Source organism: Gracilimonas sp. (assembly GCF_031581265.1).
In the GTDB taxonomy this organism is placed as follows: domain Bacteria; phylum Bacteroidota; class Rhodothermia; order Balneolales; family Balneolaceae; genus Gracilimonas.
The window spans coordinates 1-1354 of the sequence record NZ_JAVLBQ010000063.1; the positions used below are offsets into that span (position 1 = coordinate 1).

Sequence of the window (1354 nt, forward strand, 5' to 3'; positions counted from 1 at the left end):
GAATGTAGTCAGCTTTAGCTCTTTTTTCGACCGCCTTGATTTTTTTGGTTCGTTTTTTATCAAGAAAAAATGAACAAGACCTTTGATTAAGGAAAATAGGTCGAATTAAAGCACGGGAAGCCGGAGCTTCCGGGGCGGCATTCCGAAGGTGAACCTTCGGAACGAGGGTAAAGTGTGAACCCTAAATGGGAAAATCTTGATAAGGATTGGTTTTCATAAATCAGCTTCCAAGAGTTGTCACTCTGAGCAGGAAATGAGTTGGAATAGGGAGTGTTGTATTATCCGAAGGGTCTCAAAGTCTGACATGCCAGGATGTATTAACGATTGAGATCCCTCGTGTTCAACTGATTTGCCCGCCACGACCCGGTACGCACTCGGGATGACAACTACTGATACATTTTCCTCCCCAAGTTGTCACCCTGAGCGCGTGGGTGTTGAAGTAGGTTTAGGAGATGTGTCGCGAAGGGTCTCAATGGATTACATGGTAAACAGGTCAACCATTGAGATCACGCCGGCAGTCGGACACAGTCCCTCGTGTTATACTGGAGTTCTCTTTACTACTCGCCGGGCACTTCGGGATGACAACTTTTGGATATGTAGTATTAGTTTTGGAAGTATTAGTTTTGGAAGTATTAGTTTTGGAAGTATTAAGGCAACCTCTTTTTTGTCAACGAATTATCTAACATCTACAATTGTAAGAATGCGATCGTGTATAACACAGGGTCGGTTGCCAAACGACGCGGAAATCTCTCTGACGCGACTTGGGAATTCTAACAATGAAGTTTTGGTAATAGCATTACCTCACCTTCTCTTTCCCACGAATTAAAGCGCCTAAAACAGCCGTGAATAATGCTGCGCCAATAATGGACCAAACTATAGGAAAGGGACTTCCACTCACTTCAATAGTCCAAAGCTCAGGCAGGCCCAATTCACTTGCCATCCATTTTCCTAAAATAGCTCCTATAAAGCCTACCCCGGCTGAGATCAGGCATCCGCCAAAACTATGTCCGCTTATACTTTGTCCAATTCCTCCGCATATTGCAGCGATGAGTAACAATAAAAGAAATCCAAAAAATGACATGTTTTGCTCCTGAGTAAATTGCCGTTATGTATTTTGTTCTAATACTACCGCAGGTTCTAAAGGTTTCACAATTACGTGATCATCAACATCAAATAAAAGACGATTATCGGTGTGCACAATGTATCTGTCACCTTTAAATAGCACATGGTAGGTGATGTCGTGACCCCTGAACTCTCTGCCAACTATAATTCCACTTTCGGTTCCGTTAGCCTCGCACCGTTCAATGGTAAGGTGCTCAGGTCGAATGGAACACAGGATTAACCCCTCCGCCTC

At 43.7% G+C, this 1354-nt stretch carries 2 protein-coding genes; both read right to left on the reverse strand.

Annotated features, from left to right (window positions below):
• Positions 1-796: 796 nt before the first annotated feature.
• Entirely contained in the window at positions 797-1081 is a 285-nt protein-coding gene (locus tag RI561_RS13740) for a hypothetical protein (RefSeq protein ID WP_395080817.1), read from the reverse strand.
• Positions 1082-1105: 24 nt separating this feature from the next.
• A partial coding sequence (locus RI561_RS13745; RefSeq protein ID WP_395080818.1) for a TOBE domain-containing protein occupies positions 1106-1354 on the reverse strand: 249 nt, incomplete at its 5' end.

What these genes read in the sequence shown, in the direction of transcription:
- RI561_RS13740 (WP_395080817.1), bottom strand. Translation starts at nt 1,081, where the DNA reads ATGTCATTTTTTGGATTTCTTTTATTGTTACTCATCGCTGCAATATGC.